Origin of the sequence: Lysobacter antibioticus (assembly GCF_000731095.1) — a bacterium.
Classification (GTDB): Bacteria; Pseudomonadota; Gammaproteobacteria; order Xanthomonadales; family Xanthomonadaceae; genus Lysobacter; species Lysobacter antibioticus_B.
The window spans coordinates 1-4,552 of the sequence record NZ_JMTZ01000149.1; the positions used below are offsets into that span (position 1 = coordinate 1).

Genomic DNA, 4,552 nt, shown 5'->3' on the forward strand with positions numbered 1-4,552 from the left:
ACGGTACATCGAACGAATCCGGCCAGGGTTAGGGTCAGGCACCCGAGCAAAGGAGGCGCGGCAAGGTTCTGTGGGGGTACGAGGGATGGGGCGAATTGAATTGGCAGCGCCTTTGATTGCCGTCGTTCGTACCCAATAGAGGCCTCACCCTTATGCATTCAGCTTGCGAGTGAGAGATGAGGCATTGCGAGTCGAGCCATTAGCGGCGTACTCGCTTGTGTTTCCGATTAACTCGGCTCGCTGTTCCGGAATGTACGCGTAGGTGTGATGTGCACTCTCCCGAGGGGGCGCGAAAATGACGGCAGGCGATGAGGTCCGTAGGCCAACAACGCGAGCGGTTTGTTCTGTTTCGCGGATACTTTGAGTGGTCGTTGGGTGGGCGATGGCCATCTTGATAATGGAGTCATATACCCGGCCCGGCTCGTAAGCGGAACTTTAATGGCGGGCGCACCTTATATTTCTCGTGCTTATGGTGTTTCCCGCTGCAGCTTGGGCGTAGCTCGCCACAGGCGGTCTCGTTATGCGTAGAGATAATATTGTCTGGCTCGGTTGGCCTTCAGCGAATACAGAGATCAAAACGCCTGTCCATACGATCTGGCGACGCGGCGGTGCGCAGGTCGATCAGCGTTCGCACGTGCTTTCGGTCGAGGGCGTATTCAAGCCGGACGGCATTGGAAATACGCCGCCAAGCTGGCACGTCGCGAAGGCGAGGTGCGGATGGGGCGCGGCAAAGGGGATTGGTTCGATTCGGCCACGACCTTTGCCGCCGCGCAGGTCCGCTACGAATTGCGCACGCATAGGCACGCAATGGCACGCGCTGGCCGAGTACCGCTGGCTGGCGGTGGACGACGGCGGCACCAAGCGGGGCTTCCTGGTCGGACTGGATCGCGATATCGGCCGCAACTTCCTTGTCGGCGTTGGCTACAACTTCACCGATTTCAGCGATGACCTGACGGATTTCGATTACCGGGAACGCGGTTGGGTCCTGAACCTGACGGGACGCTATTGACACAGGTACGCAAACAAGCCTGCGGATAGGGGGATGAAATGAGAACGGAAAATCGCATGCGAGTTACGTCCAAGAGGGGTTCCATGGCGGCGTTGACGAGACTCGCTGCGTGGGCGCGACGCCTGTGCATGCCGGTGGTGGTTCTGGCGTTCCTGGGGCTGTCGACACCGGCGGCGGCGCAGGTACAGCGCACCATGGTCAACACAAGTTTTGAGCAGCCAGCGCTCACTCCGAGCTCCGGATGCTGGAGGTATGTGCCGGATAGCCTAGTTCCCGGTTGGAATAACAACGCGTCGACCACGACGACGGCTGGTACGTGTAACCAGGTCGCTGGTGATACCGGCACCGATAGGTACATCGAACTGTGGACCAGCGGATATGTGGACGGAGATGGGACGCATATCGCTAGAGAGGGCAATCAGCTTGCCGAACTAAATTCGAACGTGGCGGCACGTCTCTCTCAGAACGTGTGCCTGCTTCAAGGCGAGGTAATCGGATGGTCGGTAAGCCACCGGGGGCGGGGCAGCGATACCAACCCGGATACGATGGAGTTCCGCATCGGCACCACTGGTATCGCACGGATGAGTACCGATCGCGATGGCGACGGCTCTGTGACTTCCGTGTTTCCGGGGACCGGCGACACGGCGAGCTACGCGCGTGGACCCAACAACTGGGCTGATTATACCGGGCAATTCCAATTTCCCGGCCCGACGGGGGTGGTCGACTTGGGGTTCGAGGCGATCTCCTCTGCCTCGGGCGCTCTCAACATAGGCAACCTCATCGACGCGATCCAGATCAACGTTCGCCCATTCGTGGAGTTCGCACAAGCCTCGTACCTGCAGACCGAGAACCAGCCGACGGTGAACGTGCCGCAACTGCGTCTGGCCGGCACGGTGCCGGCGGGCGGCATTAACGTGCGGGTGCGCATCACCGGCGGCACGGCGACGCTGGGGGCGGACTACCTGACCCCGGGCAACGCAGCCAGCTTCGACGTGTTCATTCCGGAGGGGGTCTACGACGACAACCTGTTCGACCTGCCGGTGACCCTGATCGACGACGGCATAGTCGATCCCGGCGAGACCATCGACTTCGAACTGGTCCCGACCACCACGGCCGACCTCTACAACATAGCCTCGATGCAGAGCTGCGGCGCCACGCCGCTGACGGCGACGACCACGACGATCAACGAGACCACGACGGTGCTGCCGCGGCTGCAACTGAACAAGGCGTTGGCCTCGTCCCGCATTGCGGTGAACGACCAGTTCACCCTGAGCATCGTCGGCACCAACGGCACGCAGGCGACCACGACGGGCGCGGGCAGCACGATCGGCAACGGCAGCATCCAGGTGGCGCCGGCGGCGGCGGGGACCAGCTATACCTTGCGGGAGGTCATGACGGCGGGTAGCACCTCGGCGCTGAGCGCGTATGCGCCGTCGATCAACTGCACCAACACCACCCCGCAGTCGACGACGGTGCTGCCCAGCGGCGCGGGCAGCAACTTCAGCCTGACCATTGCGGCCGGGGACAACATCAGCTGCACCATCACCAACCGTTCGACCACCGCGCCGTCGGGGCTGAGAGTGGTCAAGAGCGTGACCAGCGGGGCCTTCTACGACAGCGTCGGGGACACAGCCACTTACAGCTACGTGGTGACCAACACCGGCAGCACCACGCTCACCAACCTGGCGGTGACCGACAACAAGATAGCTGCGGTCAGCTGTGGCGGCATCACCTCGCTGGCGGCGGGCGCGAGCGTGACCTGCACCGGGACGTACACGGTGACCCAGGCCGACGTGGACGCGATGATCGTGACCAACATCGTGCAGGCGACGGCGCGCAACCCGAGCAACCAGACGCTGACGGCGACCGACGATGCAGTGATCTCGTTGGCAGCGCCGGCCTGGACGCTGGATAAGCAGGCATTGGTCACGACCTATACGACGGTGGGCGAGCAGGTGGGCTACACCTATGTGGTGACCAACACCGGCAATACCACGATCAATGCGATCGCGTTGGACGACAATCGCGTCGCGGTGGTGACGTGCCCGGTGACGACGTTGGCGGCGGGGGCGAGCATGACCTGCACGGCCAACTACACGGTGACGCAGGCGGACCTGGATGCGGGTTCGGTGACCAACGTGGCGACCGCGACCGGTACCCCGGCGGGCGGTACGCTGAGCGTGCCCCGTGATCAGGTGACGGTCATTGGCCCGGCGGCGGCGCCGACGCTGAGCTTGGCCAAGACGGCGGCCTCGGGCAGTCCGTACGACAGCGTGGGTGACGTGGTCGATTACCAGTACGTGGTGACCAACACCGGCAACGTGACCATCAACGCGTTGGTGGTGACCGACGACCGGATCGCGGTGGTGACCTGTCCGGTGACGAGCTTGGCGCCGCAGGCCAGCACCACCTGCACGGGCAATTACACAATCACTCAGGCTGACATCGATGCGGGCTCGGTGACCAACAACGCAAGCGCCGCCGGCGCGCCTGCACGCGGCACGCTGACGCCCGCCACCGACAGCCTGACGGTGACCTCCACCGCCACGCCTTCGTTGACCTTGGACAAGACGGTGGTATCGGGCAATCCCTATGCCGCGGTCGGCGACGTCGTGACGTACGAATACCTCGTCACCAACCCGAGCGCCGTAACGATCAATGGGTTTTCGGTCACCGACGATAAGATCGCCACGGTGACGTGTCCGGTGACGACCTTGGCCCCGCAGGCCAGTACGACGTGTACCGGCAGCTATACGATCGTCCAGGCCGATCTGGATGCCGGCTCGGTAACCAACAACGCGACCGCGACCGGCACGCCGGCAAGCGGCGTGCTGGTGCCGGGCACCGACAGCGCGACGGTGACGGCGTTGGCTTCGGTCAGCTATGCCAAGACCGCCAGGACACGATCACCTACACCTTGTCGACGACGGTGGCGTATGCCGCGACCACGGCGCCGGTGACCTTGACCGACACACTCGGCGCGGGTCTGACCTTCGGCGCGGTGACCAGCGCCGGCCTGTCCACCTGCAACGCGGCTAACCCCTTGGTCTGCACGCTGCCGGCGGGCACGGTGCCGGGCACGTATGTGGTGACCTACACCGCGACCGTCAACGGAACCGCCAGCGGGACAGTGAACAACGCCGTGGTCTCCAGCGGAGCGATCGCGGCGGCCTGCTCGGCCGATTGCGCCCTGGAAACGCCGGTGGCCTTGCCGGTGATCACCGTGGTCAAGTCGTCCAACCCTCCCCCTGGGACGGAGATGCAGGTCGGTCAGACGATCGAATACACCCTGACGGCGACGGTGGACGACGCGGCCACGCTGGCCGATGTGGTGCTGGTGGACACGCCGAATCGGGGATTGACGCTTGGCGCTTTGCCCAGCGGCTGCGTGATGAGCGGAGCCACGGTGACCTGCACGGTGCCGGCGCGGTCGCCGGTCGGCGTCTACCGCTTCGTGTACACGGCAACGATCAACGCCGATGCCGTGGGCTCGGTCGGCAACCAGGTGGCGGCGACGACCGCTTCGGGCCCTGCGCCGATCTG

Annotated in this window: 3 protein-coding genes; all 3 read left to right on the forward strand. The window is 64.0% G+C overall.

From position 1 onward, the window contains the following. The first annotated feature begins 520 nt into the window (after positions 1-520). A complete protein-coding gene (locus tag EX88_RS26335) occupies positions 521-1,009 on the forward strand; it encodes a hypothetical protein (protein ID WP_235186405.1) in 489 nt (162 codons plus the stop codon). Between the two features lie 83 nt (positions 1,010-1,092). Then, positions 1,093-3,969, forward strand: coding sequence for a beta strand repeat-containing protein (locus EX88_RS0122675; protein ID WP_161786174.1), 2,877 nt, complete (start codon positions 1,093-1,095; stop codon positions 3,967-3,969). Between the two features lie 2 nt (positions 3,970-3,971). Next, positions 3,972-4,552, forward strand: a 581-nt coding sequence (locus tag EX88_RS0122680) for a hypothetical protein (RefSeq protein ID WP_152566433.1), incomplete at its 3' end; no start/stop codon positions are given.

Excerpts from the sequence above, each read along its gene's own strand:
- EX88_RS26335 (WP_235186405.1), top strand. The coding sequence starts at position 521 with ATGCGTAGAGATAATATTGTCTGGCTCGGTTGGCCTTCAGCGAATACA.
- EX88_RS0122675 (WP_161786174.1), top strand. The coding sequence starts at position 1,093 with ATGGCGGCGTTGACGAGACTCGCTGCGTGGGCGCGACGCCTGTGCATG.